This is a genomic window from Catellatospora aurea (assembly GCF_042663325.1).
Taxonomy (GTDB): Bacteria; Actinomycetota; Actinomycetes; order Mycobacteriales; family Micromonosporaceae; genus Catellatospora; species Catellatospora aurea.
Genome location: NZ_JBHTAC010000005.1, coordinates 104,613 through 119,076 on the forward strand (window position 1 = coordinate 104,613; position 14,464 = coordinate 119,076).

Below are 14,464 nucleotides of genomic sequence, written 5' to 3' on the forward strand. Positions count from 1 at the left end.
GATGCCCGGACGCCGGGTGTTACCTCCGCGCATCGCCAGGGCGTCAACAGGGGCATGGGTATGGGGAGAACACATGGCACCACCTGAGCTCGAACGCGGCTTCGCCGACTTCGTCGCGGCCCGGTCCGACGCACTGCTGCGCAGTGCCTGGCTGCTCACCGGCGACGCGGGCCGGGCCGAGGACCTGCTGCAGACCGCGCTGGCCAAGGCGTGGCGGCGCTGGGCGGCGGTCGAGCGTGCCGACAGCCCGGAGGCGTACGTGCGCCGGGTCGTCTTCACCACGTACGTCTCCTGGTGGCGGCGACGCTGGCGGGCCGAGACGCCGAGCGGGGAGCTGCCGGAGCGGGCGGCGCTCGGTGACCTCGCCGGCACGGTCGCCGCGCAGGACGCCGTCGCCCGGGCGCTGAGCCGGCTGTCGCGCCGGGCGCGGGCGGTCGTGGTGCTGCGCTACGTCGAGGACCGGCCGGTCGCCGAGGTCGCCGAGCTGCTCGGCAGCACCCAGGGCGCGGTCAAGGTGCTGGCGTCGCGGGCGCTGGCGCAATTGCGCGCGGACCCGGATCTGCAGTCTCTCGTACTGGATGGAGCAAACGCATGACCGAACAGGACCTTCGCCGGATCGTGCTCGACGCGGTGCCGCCGCTGCCACCGCCGCCCGACCGGCTGGCGTCGGTGCTGCGCCGCGCCCGGCGGCAGCGGGCACGCCACGCCTCGGTCGCCGCCGCCTTCGCCGTCACCCTGGCCGCCGCCACCGCCGGGCTGCTCGTCGGCCCGGGCGGCACGCCGTTCGGCGTCGCGTCGTCCGGCAGCCCATCGGCCCCGGAGCCGTCCCCGTCGACGGTGGTCACCCCGTCAGCCGTCCCGTCGCCGCTGCCGTCTGCCTTCCCGTCGCCGTCGAACTTCGCGTCGCCACTGCCGTCGAACTTCCCGTCGCCTGCCGTGCCGAAGACCGTCGAAGGGCGGCTGGAAGCGGCGTCGCTCGACGCGCTGCGGCGTGCCGCGCCCGGCGCGAGCCTCGTCGGGGACCTGCGCTTCCAGGACTCGTTCGCCGACAACGGCGAGTACGGCGCCATTCAACTGATCAACGCCGCAGGCCGGAACGGCACGATCACGATCTCCGCGCGCCACGCCACCGGCAAGGAGACCTGCGCCAGCGAGGTCGCGGCGACCTGCACCCAGTCGACCGGCCCGAACGGCGAGCGCATCCTGTCCGTGCCCGCCACCGGCGACGGCAGCAGCGACGGCAAGCCCAACCGTGCACTGGCGGTGATCGTCATCCGCCCGGCGGAGAAGCTGCTGGTGACGGTGATCGTCGACAATGCCACCGAGATCACCCAGTACCCGAGCGCTTCGCAGTACACCATGGAGCGCACCGGCTACACGGGACAGCTGCCGCCGCTCACGCTGGCCCAGGCGAAGACGATCGCGCTGCAGGTCGCGGTGCGGACCGACCTGCCGTGACGGCGGTGGTGCGGTCGGCAGCCCGCCGGCCGCACCACCCGCCGCGGCCGGTCAGCGCCGCAGTGGCGCTCCCTTGCCGACGCCCGACAGCAGCACGACGAGGCCCACCGTGACGAGCATGGTGATGATCATCATGGCGTACACCGCTGACGGGAACATGCCTGCGCCGGGGACCTGGCATGCGCCGTACGACAGCAGGCCGCCGCCGACCGCGATGCCCGCCGTCAGCCGCACGTCCTGCCCGCGCCACATCCGCCGGACCGTCATCATGAGCAGGCCCGCCGCGCCGAGCATGGCCCCCACCAGCAGCGCCACGATCCACGACGGGTCGGCGGGCGGCGGCTCGGAGGCCAGGCGCGGCGGCTCCTCGAAGTACCAGCCCTCGCCGCCCATCGGGATGCCCAGGCGGTGCCAGACCCCGTTGACCGAGCGGTAGAGCAGCCCGTCCCGGCCGTTGGCGACGAAGACCACGTGGCCGCCGGGAACCTCCCGCACCACGACCGACCTCGACGACAGGTGCTCGGCCCGGTCGCCGAGCGCCGGGTATCCCGCGGCGAGCTGCTCGTAGTCGGTGCCGGTGATCTCCCACGCGGTGGTCCAGCCGGTGGCGTCGCCGCCCGACTCCACCCGCAGCAGACCGGGCGCGACGCGGTAGCACACCTGCACCGCGCAGCCCGAGGGCTGCGGCCCGACCAGAAAGAGTCTTTCGGCCCACCCCGTGATGCGCCCGTCATGGTCGACGTTCCACCACCCGCCGCCGTCCGCGCGGCTGCTCTCCACGTGCACGGCGACCAACTCCCGGCCGCCGTCCTGCACCCCGGTGACCTCGTATGTCGCAGGCTCGCCCCGCACCCCGCAGGCCGCGATCCCACCCGTCAGCAACAGCGTCAGCGCTACCCGTGCCCATCGCATGGCGTCACTGTGGGGCCGGTCGGGCATCGCGGCAACACCGTGCGCGTATCGAACCGGGAACGATCCTCAGCGGATGACGCCGCGGCGGCGGCCCTCGGCGGTGGCGGCCGTCCGGTTGTCGACGCCGAGTTTGGCGAACACCTGCACCAGGTGGGACTTGACGGTCGCCTCGCTGATGAACAGCCGGCGGGCGATCGCGGAGTTGGAGTGGCCGCCCGCGACCAGCTGCAGCACCTGGGCCTCGCGCGGGGTCAGACTGAGGCCCGGGGCGCGCTCGCGCGACACCAGGCGCGTCGCCACCGACGGGGCCAGCACCGTCTCCCCGGCGGCCGCCGCGCGCAGCGCTCGCAGCAGGTCGGCCGGTTCGGCGTCCTTGAGCAGGTACCCGATCGCACCCGCCTCGATGGCCCGCAGGATGTCGGCGTCACTGTCGTACGTGGTCAGGATCAGCACCCGGGGCGGCTCGGGCAGTTCACGGACCTGCGCGGTGGCCGCCGCGCCGTCAATGCCCGGACCGAGCTGCAGGTCCATCAGCACCACGTCGGGGCGCAGCTCGCGGGCCAGGCGCACAGCCTCGTCACCGCCGGACGCCTCGCCGACCACGCGCAGGCCCGGGTCGGCCTCCAGCGTCGCGCGCAGCCCGGCCCGCACGATCGGGTGGTCGTCCACCAGCAGCACGGTGATCACGCTTGAGCCTCCCCGGCGGGCAAGGGGACGGTGGCGCTGATCGCGGTGCCGTCGCCGGGTGTGGACTCGACCACGAGCACGCCGCCGACTTCGGCAAGGCGGCTGCTCATCGCGGCCAGCCCGAGGCCGGTGCCCGTGGACGGGGACGTCGCCGGGTGGCGGGGGTCGAAGCCGACGCCGTCGTCGGCGACGTCGACGCGTACCGCCGCGGGTTGGTAGGAGAGGGTGACCACGACGGTGGTCGCGCGGGCGTGCGCGCGCACGTTGGCGAGCGCGGCCTGGGTGACCCGCAGCAGTGCCACCGCGACCGGTGTGGGCAGCGGTCCGGTCTCGCCGTCGGCCACGAACCGGGCCTCGACGCCGAAGTGCCGGGCGTCGGCGACGGCTCGTTCGAGGGCCTCGGGCAGCGAGCGGCCGGTCAGCTCGGCCGGGGCCAGCGCGCGTACCAGCCGGCGGGTGTCCTCCAGCGCGCCGCGGGCCGCGTGCTCGGCGATCTCCAGCTGCGGCCCGGCGTCGGCGGCGTCGCGGGCCGAGCGCAGCAGCAGGATGATGCTGGACAGGTTCTGCGCGACGGTGTCGTGGATCTCGCGGGCGAGGCGCTCGCGTTCGGCGAGGATGCCCTCGCGGCGTTCGGTGGCGGCCAGCCGCTCCTGCGCCTGCGTCAGCTCGCGCACCAGTGCGGCGCGGGCCTCGCTCTCCCGGCGCAGCCGCCGGTAGACGGCCGTGATCACGATGGCGACGGCGGCGCCGAAGACCGGGCCGAGCACGGTGCCGGAGTCCAGGCCGCCGCGGTGCGCGCCCGCCGCGGCGACGGCGACGGCGGTCAGCACGGCGGTGCCGGGCAGGCCGGCGCGGGGCGGCAGCAGTTGCAGGCAGAGCAGGTACAGCGCGAACGCCAGCCAGACGAACGACAGCGACAGGGTGAGCAGCACGGTCCAGCCGGCGGTCAGCACGAGCAGCCACAGCAGCGCCATCCGGACTCCGGCGGCGCGGCGCGACAGCGCGATGCCCACCGCGTACCACGCGGCGACCGCGACGGTCGTGAGCAGCACCGCCACGCGCGGCCTGCCCTCGGCCCACGCCTCGCCCGCGCCGATCGCCAGCAGCGCGGCGAAGAGCACGTGCTCGGCGCGGCGCAGCAGCGTCAGCGCGTCCTGGCCACGTCCCGCCCTGCTCATGGCGTCAGAGCGTAGCCGCAGCCGGGCGGGGTTCGCCGCGGCCGCCAGGGGCAGCGGCCGCGGGGCCGGGGCGCGGCGCAGGCCGCGCCCCGGTTCACAGATCGAATCAGGCGATGACGCCGTCGACCTCACGCTGGGCAACCTCGCGCTTGGCAACCTCGCGCTTGGCAACCTCCTTCTTTGCAACCTCCATGATCACACCTCCTCCTCGGGATCTTGAAGGGCGCGACACAGCGCGCTCCGGTGTCTGCATGGTTTGCCACCGAAGCGCTCTAGTGGCGCGTTAGGGACTGTAGCGATTGTTGACTCCGCAGTGAAGTCCCTCAATATTGATCTTCTGAAAACGTGTCGCGAACTGTCCCAATAGACGGCTATGACTGTCGACGTGCCGACACATCACGGGCGGCAATCATCGAAATCGGTATCTAAATCATTCTTACGACAATCACTTCCTAAAGATCGCTCGCTATTGTGCGGCGTCGATCGGCTCCTTTAGCGTGGGCCGCGGACGGGTACGACGCTGTGGAGGTCCGTTGCCGATCCTGTGCACCGACGACTACCGCGCCCTCGCCCGACCCCGGTTGCCCGCCGACGTCTGGGACTACCTCGACGGCGGCAGCGGCGCGGAACTGACCCTGGACGCCAACCGCCGGCTGTTCGACCGCGCCGAGCTGCGGCCCCGGGTGCTCGTCGACGTCTCGGTCTGCGACACCGCCGGCAAGCTGCTCGGCGACGCGCTGACCACGCCGGTCGGCGTCGCGCCCACGGCGTACCACCGGCTGGCCCACCGCGACGGCGAGGTCGCCACGGCCCGCGGGGCGCGCGGCGCGCTGTTCGTGGTGAGCATCTTCGCCAGCCGCAGCCTGGAGGACATCGCCGCGGCGGCGACCGGCCCGCTGTGGCTACAGCTGTACTGGCTGCGCCGCCGCGCCGTGCTCGCCGAACTGGCCCGCCGCGCCCAGGACGCCGGCTACCGGGCGCTCGTGCTGACCGTCGACGCGCCGCGCATCGGGCAGCGGCTGCGCGACCAGCGCAACGGGTTCGCCGTCGACCCCGCGGTGCGGGCGGTGAACCTCGATGACGCGATCATGGCCGCCTCGCACGAACACCGCGAAGGCGCCTCCGCGATCGCCACGCACGCGGCGCAGACCTTCGACCAGACCGTCACCTGGGCCGACCTGGCCTGGCTGCGCGGCCGGACCGAGCTGCCGCTGGTGCTCAAGGGCGTGCTCACCGCCGAGGACGCCGACCGCGCCGTCGAGCACGGTGTGGACGCGATCGTGGTGTCCAACCACGGCGGACGCCAGCTCGACGGCGCGGTGCCCGCGCTGCGCGCGCTGCCCGAGGTGGTCGCGGCGGTCGCGGGCCGCTGCCCGGTGCTGCTCGACGGGGGCGTACGCCACGGCCGCGACGTCTTCATCGCGCTGGCCCTGGGCGCGAGCGCGGTGCTCGTCGGCCGCCCGGCGCTGTGGGCGCTGGCCGTGGACGGCGCGGACGGCGTGGCCGGGCTGCTGACCATGCTCACCGGCGAGCTGGAGCACACGATGGCGCTCGCCGGCAGGCCGCGCCTGGCCGACATCGGCCGCGACGCGGTCCTGCTGCCCGACCGCCGCGACTGAACGGAGCGCGAGACGATGGTGCAGGTTGCGGAGCCAGGCCCGCGGACGGCCGGCAAGCCGGTGGAGCTGGTCAAGGAGGCGATGCACGCCTCGGTGAGCGACCCGGTCGCCGCCTCGATGAACTTCCTCAACGAGGTCGCCGGGCGCTATCCCGACGCGATCTCGCTCGCCGCCGGGCGGCCGTACGAGGGCTTCTACGACACCGAGGACATCAAGCGCTACCTCGACGTGTACGTCGCGTACCTCGGCGACCAGGGCAGCACGCCGGAGCAGATCCGCCGCGCGCTGATGCAGTACGGCCGCACCAACGGCCAGATCCACGGGCTCATCGCCCGCATGCTCGCCGTCGACGAGGGCATCGACGTGCCCGCCGAGGCGATCTCGGTGACCGCGGGCTGCCAGGAAGCGATGATCATGGCGTTGCGCGGGCTGTGCGCGGGCCCCGACGACGTGCTGCTGGCCGCCGAACCGTGCTACGTCGGCATCACCGGCGCGGCCCGGGTGCTCAACATCGACGTGGTGCCCGTGCCAGAGGGCCCCGACGGGCTCGACCCGGCCCGGGTGGCCGAGGTCGCCCGCGCGGTGCGCGCCCAGGGCCGCCACCCCCGCGCGCTGTACCTGGTGCCCGACTTCTCCAACCCGTCCGGCGGCTGCCTGGACCTGCCCGCCCGGCACGCGCTGCTCGACGTCGCCGCCGCCGAGGACCTGCTGATCCTGGAGGACGACCCGTACGGCCTGTTCGGCCTCGACGATCGGCCCCGGCCCCGGTTGAAATCGCTCGACCGCGACCGGCGCGTGATCTACCTGGGCTCGTTCGCCAAGTCCTGCTTCCCCGGCGCGCGCATCGGCTTCCTGGTCGCCGACCAGACCGTCGTCGACGCGACCGGCAACCGCACCCTGCTGGCCGAGGAGCTGTCCGCGATCAAGAGCATGGTCACGGTCAACACCTCCCCCATCGCGCAGGCCGTGGTCGGCGGCCTCCTGGTCGAGTCCGGGTGCAGCTTGAAGGCGGCCAATGTGGACAAGATCGCCTTCTACCGCAACAACCTGCGCCGCCTGCTCGACGCCCTCGACCGGCACCTGCCCGCGCCCTGGCGCGACGAGGTCGGCATCACCTGGAACGTGCCCGCCGGCGGCTTCTTCGCCGTCGTCGACGTGCCCATCCCCGCCGACGAGAAACTTCTGGAGATCTCCGCCTCCCGCCACGGCGTGCTCTGGACCCCCATGAGCTTCTTCTACACCGACGGCGGCCACCACTCCCTGCGCCTGTCCTGCAGCGGCCTGCACCCCGACACCCTCGAAGAAGGCGTCCGCCGCCTGGCCACCCTCCTGCGCGAGTCCATAGCCTGACCCCCGCTCCCCACGCCCCGGCCCGCCCCCGCGCGGCCCGGGGCGTTTCCATGCCCGCTCTCCACCGACCGGGTTTCGCTCCTTGACAAGTTTTGTTGTCGGTGGGAGGGTGGGGGCATGTTCGAGGTGGGAGTGATCGAGGATGCGGCGGTCGCCGAGGTGTCGCTCGATCCGGTGCGGGCCCGATTGCTGGCCGCGTTGGCGGAGCCGGGGTCGGCGACCACGCTGGCCGCGCAGGCGGGGCTGACCCGGCAGAAGGTCAACCACCACCTGCGCACGCTGGAGAGCCACGGGCTCATCGAGCTGGTCGAGGAGCGGCGCAAGGGCAACTGCACGGAGCGGGTGCTGCGGGCCACCGCGGCGTCATACGTGATCTCGCCGGCGGCGTTCGCGGCGGTCGCGCCCGATCCGGAGCGCTCGCCCGACCAGCAGTCGGCGCGGTGGTTGCTGGCGCTGGCGTCGCGGCTGGTGCGCGAAGTCGGCGAGCTGATCACCGGGGCGCGGGCCGCGCGCCGGCCGCTCGCGACGTTCGCGGTGGACAGCGAGATCCGCTTCGCCTCGGCGGGCGACCGGGCCGCGTTCGCCGCCGAACTCACCGAGACGCTGGCCGCCCTGGTCAGCCGTTATCACGACGGGAACGCCACCGGCGGCCGGCGACACCGGCTGGTTGTCGGACTGCACCCGAGCCTGCTGCTGCCGCGCGCCGACGGCGGCCACCTGACTGAGCAAGACACCGAGAAGGAGTAGGACCATGGGCAAGAAGTTCGAGATCGTGCGCGAGGGCGAGCTGCGGACCACCCCGGAGGAGTACTGGGACGCCGTCACCACCGGCAACGGCGGCTGGCTGTGGCCGATGGAGTTCGAGCCGCGCGTCGGCGGGGCAGCCGCGTTCGGCGGCACCGTCACCGAATGGGACCCGCCGCACCGGCTCGCGTCCCGGATGGACGGCGACAACGGCTGGTTCAACCAGGTCGAGCACACCGTCGAGGGCCGCGACGGCGGCAAGACCTGGTTCCGGTACGTGCACAGCGGCGTGTTCACCGACGACTGGGACAACCAGTACGACGGCGCCGACCAGCACACCGACTTCTACCTGCACACCCTCGGGCAGTACCTGGCCCACTTCAGCCGCCGCCCGGTCGTCTACCTGTCGACCGACGCGCCCGCGTCGTCGAACTCGCCCGACGGCTTCACCACGCTGCGCGGCGCGCTCGGCCTGACCGGCGCGACGAAGCAGGACGACACGATCCGGACGGCGCTGCCGGGCGGCGAGACCGAGGCGGTCGTGGACTACCTGCACCCGAACTTCGTCGGCCTGCGTACGCAGGACGCGCTGTATCGCTTCTTCGGCCGCAACGCGTTCGGCGCGCCGGTCGGCGTGGCCGTGCACCACTTCGACGCGACCGCCGACGCCGCCGCCGAGCAGAAGGCCCTCGAGGACTGGCTCCACTCCGTCTACGCCTGACCCTCCCACCCCGGGTTCGCAACTCTTAAAGACTTGCGGCCTCCGAGTGCTTCGGAGGCCGCAAGTCTTTAAGAGTTGTCGCAGAGAAGGGGCCAGGGCCGGGTCAGGTGGTGAACCATTTGCGGAGCTGGGTGGCGGCCTGGGTGAGGGCGCGGCGGCCGGCGTCGAGGTCGCCGCTCATGCAGAAGAAGCCGTGGACCATGCCGTCGTAGCGGGTGAGCGTCACCGGCACGCCCTCGCGCCCGAGCCGGCGGGCGTACTCCTCGGCCTGGTCGCGCAGCGGGTCGTACTCGGCGGTGACGACCAGGGCCGGGGGCAGGCCGGCCAGGCTGTCCGCGCGCAGCGGCGAGGCCAGCGGGTTCAGCCCGTCCTCGGGCGTGGCCAGGTAGTTCGCCCAGTACCAGGCGACCGAGGTGGCGTTGAACAGGTACGGGTCGGTGCTCTCGCGTAGCGAGGCGGTGTGCGAGCGGTGGTCGGTGTTCGGATACACCAGCAGCTGCCCGGCCAAGGCCAGGTCGCCGTCCTCGCGGGCCAGCAGGGTGACCGCGGCGGCCAGGTTGCCGCCCGCGCTGTCGCCGCCGACGGCGATGCGGGCCGGGTCCGCGCCGATCTCCGCGGCGTTCGCGGCGACCCAGCGCACGGCGGCGTGGCAGTCGTGGACCGCGGCGGGGAACTTGTGCTCCGGGGCGAGCCGGTAGCCCGCGGCGACGACCAGGCAGCCGGCCGCGTTGGCGAGGTTGCGGCACACGGCGTCGGAGGTGTCGATGGTGCCCAGGGTCCAGCCGCCGCCGAAGAAGTACACCAGCACCGGCAGGTCGCCGCCGAGCACCGGGCGGTAGATCCGGATCGGCAGCGGCCCGCCGGGGCCGTCGATCTCACGGTCGACCACCTCGGCGACCTTCTCCGGGTCGCCGCCGGAGGCCTGGATCGAGGCGAGGTCGGCGGCGCGCGCCTCGTCCACGGACAGGGTGTAGAGCTGCGGGGTGTCGCTGGCTTCGCGACGCGCACGCATCGCCTGGACCTGCGGGTGCAGTGGCATCGGAGTCTCCTGATCCTGCTGGGGCCGGTGCGCCGGACGCGGCTCGGCGGGCCGCGGACCTGCGCTCAGCCGTCCGCGGCGGCGGCGTGGACGAAGTCGGCGTTGCGGGGGTCGGCGAACAGCTCCCGCAGCGTCGGGGCCAGCGGCAGCACCTCGATGTGCTGCCGGAACCAGTCGGCCAGCTCGGTGAGCCGCCGCTGGGCGGTCGCGGCGTCGGCGGTGTGCACGGTGACCTCGCCCATGCGGGCGAACGTGTTCGCCGCACCGCCCTGCACCCGCATGCCCTTGGGCACGAAGAGCCGGGCGTGCACGACGTCGGGCTGCGCCAGCACCTCCGCCACGGTCGGGCAGCCGAGCACGACCCCTGGCCGCAGCGGCAGGAACGTGGAGGCGACGACACCGTCGCGGACCCGCACCTCCGGCTCGCCGACCGGCCCCAGCAGGGCGCGCACACCCGCGGCGGCCAGGTCGACGCCGTACTTGTAGCGGATCTGGTCGCTGATCGGGCCGCCCGCGCGGCGCGCCGCGCACTCGCTGAACACCAGGTCGCCGGTCTCGGGCCGGTGGAACAGTTCCATGTGGAAGACGCCGTCGGCCAGGCCCAGCACCCGCAGGGCTCCGGTGATCAGCGGCGTGGCCAGGTCGTACGCCTGCTTGTCGGCGACCGGGTCGAGGCAGTAGGTCTGCACCGGCGCCTTCTCCAGCACCGCGCTCAGGCACGGCTGGGCGTATCGGCCCAGGCTGAGGAAACGCAGCTCCCCGTCGGACAGCAGTCCGTCGGCGAACCACTCCTCGCCCGCGACGAACTCCTCGACCACGAAGGTGCGCGCGGCGGTGTTGTTCGCACGGCACTGTGCGCTGATCCGGGCCAGGTCGCCGTCGCCCTCCACCACGAACGTCGACTGCGTCGCCATCCCGGCCACCGGCTTGACGACGGCTTTCGAGAACGGCAGCCGGTAGCCGGCAGGCAGCTCGCGGATGTCCTCGATGACCTCGCACGCGGTCACCGGCAGCCCGGCCTCGCGCAGCGCCCGCTTCTGCAGGTACTTGTCGCGGAACAGGGCCACCGTGCCCGGCGGGACGCCCCGCGCGCCGAGCATGGCGGCCAGCGCGGCGGCGGTCATCAGCGCGGGGTCGTCGTAGGCGTAGACCGCGTCGAACTCACCGGGGCCGAGGCCCGCCCGCAGCAGGCCGTTGACGGCGGCGTCGAGGCTCTTGTGGTCGTCGACGAACACGGTGCGCACCCCGGCGGGCAGCGGCAGCCAGCCGTCCTTGGTGGTCGCGCCGAGCAGCACGGTGGCGTCGACGCCGGGGTCGAGCGCGGCCAGGGCGGGCAGGTCCGCACCCACCATCAGCAACCGCATCGGCCGACCGCCTCTCCCCGCCCGCGGCCCACCGCCCGCGGATCGAAGGTCACCGTATCGACGGCGACGGTGGGTGTCCAGAGCACCGCCACTCGATACCTACGGATACTTCAATGCCCGCGTTCCTTGCTGGTACAAAGAACCCGACCGGCTTGAGAGGGAGTTCCGTTGTCCATCGCGACACCGCCGTCGCCCTGGCGCACCCGAGCAGCCATCCCCGGCCTGGTCGCCGCGGAGGCGATCTCGGTCATCGGCGGCCGGATGTCCTTCCTCGCGATCCCCTGGCTGGTGCTGGTCACCACGGGCAGCCCGGTCAAGGTCGGCGTCGTGGCGGGCGCGGAGACGCTGGCGTACGTGCTGAGCGGGGTGCTCGCCGCGCCGCTGCAGGACCGGATCGGCGCACGGGCGACCTCGCTGCTGTCCGATGTCGGCAGTGCGGTGGTGATGGGCGCGATCGCGCTGACCGGGCAGCTCGGCTTCGGCGTGCTGATCGTGCTGTCGAGCCTGGCCGGGGCGCTGCGGGCGCAGGCCGACCGGTCCAAGAACAACCTGCTCAAGCCGCTGATGGACGCCGCGGGCACGGACTTCACCCGGGTCTCGGCGGCCCGCGAGGGCGTGCTGCGCACGTCCGGGCTGATCGGGGCCTCGGTGGGCGGGGTCGCCATCGCCGCGTTCGGCGCGATCGGGGCGATCTGGGTCGACGCGGCGAGCTTCCTGATCGGCGCGGCGCTGGTCGCCTTCTTCGTGCCGGACCCGGCCCGCAAGGACGGCGAGCCGAAGAAACCCGCCCCGGCCGAGCCCTACCTGACCGCGCTGCGCGGCGGGTTCACGTATTTCACCCAGGAGCCGCTGCTGCGGGCGGTGACCGGGATGCTGTTCTTCACCAACCTGTTCAACCAGGCCAGCGCCGTGGTGTTCGTGCCGATGTGGGTGCTGACGGTGCTGGACTCGCCGGTCGCGCTGGGGTCGGTCGCGGCCGCGTACGCCATCGGAATGATCGTGGGCAGTGTCGTGTTCGCGACTCTGGCGCCGTACCTGCCGCGCTACAGCGCGCTGGTCTTCGGCTACTTCGTGGGCGGCGCGCCGCGTTTCCTGGTCTTCGCGCTCAGCGACAACCTGACCGTGATCGTCGCGGTGACGTTCATCAGCGGCATGGTGATGTGCTCGGTGAACCCGACCGTCGGCGCGGTCATCTACCAGCGGGTGCCCGGCCCGATGCTGGCCAGGGCGGGCGGCATCATCATGGCCGTGGCGATGGCCGGCATCCCGCTCGGCGGCGTGCTGGCCGGCCTGGTCGTGGAGCGGCTGGGCTTCGTCAACGGGGTGCTGCTGTCCTCGCTGCTGTACTTCGCGGTCACCCTCACTCCGGTCATCCGGCACCGGGTCTGGCGCGAACTCAACGACGCCGGGGCGCGCGGGCCGACCGCCGACCCGGCGGTGGCACTGCCGCGGGGGTATGCCCTGGCGGCGACCGCGCTCGGCCCCCGGGTCACCCTGCGCTACACCGACGGTGAGTGGACGCTGCATGCCAGGTCGGGGCTGCGCCGGCTGGCCCCGCGACGGGTGCTGCGCGCCAAGACGGCGGCGCACGCGCTGGCGCAGCTCGACGCACCGGCCGTGCACGAAGCCGTGCGCGAACTGGCGCGGCACGAGCACGACGGGGCGGGGCGCGAGGCGGCCCGGCTGCGCGCCGATCTCGCCCGGATGGAATTCGCGATGAGTCAGATAAATGTCGGATTGCGGCCCACTCATCTGCCATGAAAAGGCCGAATTTTGGCTGGTCCATTCACGTATCGACAGACTTAAAGCGAGCATTGCAAGTGCATCGATCTCCTTGCTAGTCTCCGGATTCACCGGGTCCGTCGGGGGCGCACGGCCCAGGTTCCAGCACACTTGCGACACCTGGCGGAGCAATCATGAGCAATACGGGATGGGCGACCGGCGCGCCCTTGGCGGCGACCCCCGACTGGGTGGACGAGCTCCTGCTCGCCGGAGACGACCGCGACGTCTGCCTCCACTTCGGCTCCCCCGTCGACCGCGCGGCGCTGCGCCACGCCGTCGCCGACCGCGCCGACACGCTGCGCCGGCTCGGCCTGACCCGGGGCGGCTCGATCGCCCTGCGGCTGCCGCCGTCCCTGGCGTACGTGGCGAACCTGCTGGCCGCGTGGCGGATCGGGGCGCAGGTCGCGCTGCTGGACCACCGGCTGACCGCGTACGAGACCGACCGTGCCCTGGACCGGCTGCAGCCGCAGGTCGTGGTGAGCTTCAGCGGCACCCTGCCGGGCGGGCTGCGCGCCTTCTACGAGGTCACCGACGTCGCCGAGGCCCGCGACGGCCGACCCGCCGAGACCGGGCACGCCGTGGTGCAGCTCAGCTCCGGCTCCACCGGCCCGTCCAAGGTCATCGCCCGGACCGCGGAGCAGCTGGTCGCCGAGGTGGACCGGTACACCCGGATCGACGGCGTGCCGCTGCCCGGCGAGCGGGTGGTGCTGCTGGCCTCCGTGGTGCACGTGCTCGGCCTGGTCGGCGGCCTGCTCTACTGCCTGCACGCGGGCGTCGAGCTGGTGCTGCCGGAGCGGCTGACCGTGGACGCCATCCTGCGCGCCGTCGAGGCCGGGGACGCGCCGACCACGCTGCTGGGCGTGCCGTTCCACACCGAGCTGCTGGCCTCCAACCCGAACCCGCCGAAGCTGCCGCAGCTCAAGCGCATGACCACCGGCGGCGAGCTGGTGCGCGCCGAGGTCGCCCAGCGCTTCACCGAGCGCTACGGCATCGTGCTGGGCAACATGTACGGCATGACCGAGGTCGGGGTCATCGCCACCGACCTGTTCGGCGAGCACCGCCCCTCGCTGATGCCCGCGCCCGGCATCACCGTCCGGGAGTCCGACGGCGAGCTGCTCATCGCGACGCCGGAGAGCCCGTACGTCGGGCTGTCGGACCCGACCCGCTGGGTCGACGGCTGGCTGCACACCAAGGACGCGGGCCGGGTCGACCCGGCGACCGGCCTGATGACGGTGCTGGGCCGGCTCGACTCGCAGGTCTCGGTCGGCGGCCTCAAGGTGGACCTGACCGAGGTCGAGCACACGCTGGCGGCCCTGCCCGGCGTGGAGAGCGCGGTGGTCGTCTACGACGGCGGCATCGAAGCGTTCGCCGTGGTGCCCGACCCGGACGCGGCCGCGGCCCTGGAGGGGGAGCTGGCGATCCGGCTGGCGCCCTACAAGCGGCCGCGGGTGCTGCACATCGTCGAGCAGCTGCCCCGCACCGCGACGGGCAAGCTCGTCCGCGACCGCGCGGTGCTGCGTACCGCGGACCCGACGGCGGCTCCGTAGCCGACGCGCCGCCCGTCCCCCGACTGCCATCCCGATCCGGGCCCGTTGGGCCGTCCACCATGG

The 14,464-nt window shown here is 73.2% G+C and carries 13 protein-coding genes; 8 read left to right on the top strand and 5 right to left on the bottom strand.

Translation table 11 applies throughout. The features are described from left to right. Window positions 1-73: 73 nt before the first annotated feature. Complete coding sequence (locus ACFQO7_RS06990; protein ID WP_376805650.1) at window positions 74-595, top strand: SigE family RNA polymerase sigma factor; 522 nt, start codon at window positions 74-76, stop codon at window positions 593-595. After that, window positions 592-1,458 carry a hypothetical protein gene (locus ACFQO7_RS06995; protein ID WP_376805651.1) on the top strand — a complete coding sequence of 289 codons (867 nt, stop codon included), beginning with the start codon at window positions 592-594 and terminating at the stop codon, window positions 1,456-1,458. The genes ACFQO7_RS06990 and ACFQO7_RS06995 overlap by 4 nt, the downstream gene beginning before the upstream one ends. 51 nt (window positions 1,459-1,509) lie before the next feature. Here ACFQO7_RS06995 and ACFQO7_RS07000 read toward each other — a convergent pair whose 3' ends face one another. From ACFQO7_RS07000 to ACFQO7_RS07010, 3 genes are all read right to left on the bottom strand, one after another. Next, entirely contained in the window at window positions 1,510-2,370 is an 861-nt protein-coding gene (locus ACFQO7_RS07000) for a hypothetical protein (RefSeq protein ID WP_376805652.1), read from the bottom strand. Between the two features lie 66 nt (window positions 2,371-2,436). After that, window positions 2,437-3,057, bottom strand: a complete 621-nt coding sequence (locus ACFQO7_RS07005) for a response regulator (RefSeq protein ID WP_376805653.1) — start codon at window positions 3,055-3,057, stop codon at window positions 2,437-2,439. Further along, window positions 3,054-4,235 carry a sensor histidine kinase gene (locus ACFQO7_RS07010; RefSeq protein ID WP_376805654.1) on the bottom strand — a complete coding sequence of 394 codons (1,182 nt, stop codon included), beginning with the start codon at window positions 4,233-4,235 and terminating at the stop codon, window positions 3,054-3,056. The genes ACFQO7_RS07005 and ACFQO7_RS07010 overlap by 4 nt, the downstream gene beginning before the upstream one ends. Window positions 4,236-4,774: 539 nt before the next feature. Here ACFQO7_RS07010 and ACFQO7_RS07015 point away from each other — a divergent pair. The 4 genes from ACFQO7_RS07015 (at window position 4,775) to ACFQO7_RS07030 (ending at window position 8,669) form a co-directional block, all read left to right on the top strand. Then, entirely contained in the window at window positions 4,775-5,854 is a 1,080-nt protein-coding gene (locus tag ACFQO7_RS07015; protein WP_376805769.1) for an alpha-hydroxy acid oxidase, read from the top strand. 15 nt (window positions 5,855-5,869) lie between these two features. Next, window positions 5,870-7,204, top strand: a complete 1,335-nt coding sequence (locus ACFQO7_RS07020) for an aminotransferase-like domain-containing protein (protein ID WP_376805655.1) — start codon at window positions 5,870-5,872, stop codon at window positions 7,202-7,204. A gap of 117 nt (window positions 7,205-7,321) precedes the next feature. After that, on the top strand, window positions 7,322-7,951 hold the full coding sequence (locus tag ACFQO7_RS07025; RefSeq protein WP_376805656.1) for an ArsR/SmtB family transcription factor: 630 nt from the start codon (window positions 7,322-7,324) through the stop codon (window positions 7,949-7,951). Window positions 7,952-7,955: 4 nt separating this feature from the next. Then, a complete protein-coding gene (locus ACFQO7_RS07030) occupies window positions 7,956-8,669 on the top strand; it encodes an SRPBCC family protein (protein ID WP_376805657.1) in 714 nt (237 codons plus the stop codon). 103 nt (window positions 8,670-8,772) lie between these two features. Here the strand turns inward: ACFQO7_RS07030 and ACFQO7_RS07035 are convergent, their stop codons facing one another. Together ACFQO7_RS07035 and ACFQO7_RS07040 are read right to left on the bottom strand one after the other, a co-directional pair. Further along, complete coding sequence (locus tag ACFQO7_RS07035; protein WP_376805658.1) at window positions 8,773-9,708, bottom strand: alpha/beta hydrolase; 936 nt, start codon at window positions 9,706-9,708, stop codon at window positions 8,773-8,775. 65 nt (window positions 9,709-9,773) lie between these two features. Beyond that, the gene (locus ACFQO7_RS07040; protein ID WP_376805659.1) at window positions 9,774-11,072 is read right to left on the bottom strand and encodes an ATP-grasp domain-containing protein; all 1,299 of its coding nucleotides are present in this window, start codon (window positions 11,070-11,072) and stop codon (window positions 9,774-9,776) included. A 168-nt stretch (window positions 11,073-11,240) separates the two neighbouring features. Here ACFQO7_RS07040 and ACFQO7_RS07045 point away from each other — a divergent pair, with 168 nt between their 5' ends. Further along, window positions 11,241-12,833 (top strand): MFS transporter, encoded by a 1,593-nt coding sequence (locus ACFQO7_RS07045; RefSeq protein WP_376805660.1) that lies wholly within the window; start codon window positions 11,241-11,243, stop codon window positions 12,831-12,833. Between the two features lie 155 nt (window positions 12,834-12,988). Continuing rightward, window positions 12,989-14,401 (top strand): class I adenylate-forming enzyme family protein, encoded by a 1,413-nt coding sequence (locus ACFQO7_RS07050; protein WP_376805661.1) that lies wholly within the window; start codon window positions 12,989-12,991, stop codon window positions 14,399-14,401. The last annotated feature ends 63 nt before the right edge of the window (window positions 14,402-14,464 follow it).